We start from the raw sequence: 1,903 nt of genomic DNA on the forward strand, positions 1-1,903 counted from the left end.
GTATCTGAGTCTGTATCAGAATCAGTAAGCGAGTCAGTGTCTGAATCAGTAAGTGAATCTGTATCTGAGTCTGTATCCGAGTCAGTGAGTGAATCTGTATCTGAGTCAGTAAGCGAATCAGTTTCAGAATCCGTATCAGAGTCCGTGTCTGAGTCAGTAAGTGAATCTGTATCTGAGTCAGTAAGCGAATCTGTATCTGAGTCTGTATCAGAATCAGTAAGCGAGTCCGTGTCTGAATCAGTAAGTGAATCTGTATCTGAGTCAGTGAGTGAATCTGTATCAGAATCAGTAAGTGAATCCGTATCTGAGTCTGTATCAGAATCAGTAAGCGAGTCAGTGTCTGAATCAGTAAGTGAATCTGTATCTGAGTCTGTATCCGAGTCAGTGAGTGAATCTGTATCTGAGTCAGTAAGCGAATCAGTTTCAGAATCCGTATCAGAGTCCGTGTCTGAGTCAGTAAGTGAATCTGTATCTGAGTCTGTATCCGAGTCAGTGAGTGAATCTGTATCAGAATCCGTATCAGAGTCCGTATCAGAATCAGTAAGTGAATCTGTATCTGAGTCAGTGAGCGAATCCGTATCAGAGTCAGTATCAGAATCAGTAAGTGAATCCGTATCTGAGTCTGTATCAGAGTCAGTGAGCGAATCAGTTTCAGAATCCGTATCAGAATCAGTAAGTGAATCCGTATCAGAGTCAGTATCAGAATCAGTAAGCGAATCAGTTTCAGAATCCGTATCAGAGTCAGTAAGCGAGTCCGTATCAGAATCAGTAAGTGAATCTGTATCTGAGTCAGTGAGCGAATCAGTATCTGAGTCTGTATCAGAGTCAGTAAGTGAATCCGTATCTGAGTCAGTGAGCGAATCTGTATCTGAGTCTGTATCTGAGTCAGTAAGCGAATCTGTATCTGAGTCAGTAAGCGAATCAGTTTCAGAATCCGTATCAGAGTCAGTAAGTGAATCCGTATCTGAGTCAGTAAGCGAATCAGTTTCAGAATCCGTGTCTGAGTCAGTATCTGAGTCAGTGTCTGAATCAGTAAGTGAATCCGTATCTGAGTCTGTATCAGAGTCAGTGAGCGAATCAGTTTCAGAATCCGTATCAGAATCAGTAAGTGAATCCGTATCTGAGTCAGTGTCTGAATCAGTAAGTGAGTCTGTATCTGAATCAGTGAGCGAATCTGTATCAGAATCCGTGTCTGAGTCAGTATCAGAATCAGTAAGCGAGTCAGTGTCTGAATCAGTAAGTGAATCCGTATCTGAGTCTGTATCTGAATCAGTAAGCGAGTCCGTGTCTGAGTCAGTAAGTGAATCTGTATCTGAGTCTGTATCTGAGTCAGTAAGCGAATCAGTTTCAGAATCAGTATCTGAGTCAGTGTCTGAGTCAGTAAGCGAATCAGTATCTGAGTCCGTATCAGAGTCCGTATCAGAATCAGTAAGTGAATCTGTATCTGAGTCAGTAAGTGAGTCCGTATCAGAATCAGTATCAGAGTCTGTATCTGAGTCAGTAAGTGAATCTGTATCTGAATCCGTATCAGAATCAGTAAGTGAATCCGTATCAGAGTCTGTATCTGAATCAGTAAGTGAATCTGTATCAGAGTCAGTAAGCGAATCTGTATCTGAGTCTGTATCAGAATCAGTAAGCGAGTCCGTGTCTGAATCAGTAAGTGAATCTGTATCTGAGTCAGTAAGCGAATCAGTTTCAGAATCCGTATCAGAGTCCGTGTCTGAGTCAGTAAGCGAATCTGTATCAGAGTCTGTATCAGAGTCTGTATCAGAGTCAGTATCTGAATCAGTGAGCGAATCCGTATCAGAGTCAGTATCAGAATCAGTAAGTGAATCCGTATCTGAGTCTGTATCTGAATCAGTAAGTGAATCTGTATCTGAGTCAGTAAGCGAATCCGTATCAG

1 protein-coding gene is annotated in these 1,903 nt (G+C 41.8%); it reads left to right on the top strand.

Annotated elements, in window-relative coordinates:
- On the top strand, window positions 1-1,903 hold a 1,903-nt coding region (locus tag ACGHCK_RS11390), incomplete at both ends, for a hypothetical protein (RefSeq protein WP_394304576.1).

The organism is Lactococcus muris, assembly GCF_042849115.1.
GTDB lineage: Bacteria > Bacillota > Bacilli > Lactobacillales > Streptococcaceae > Lactococcus > Lactococcus muris.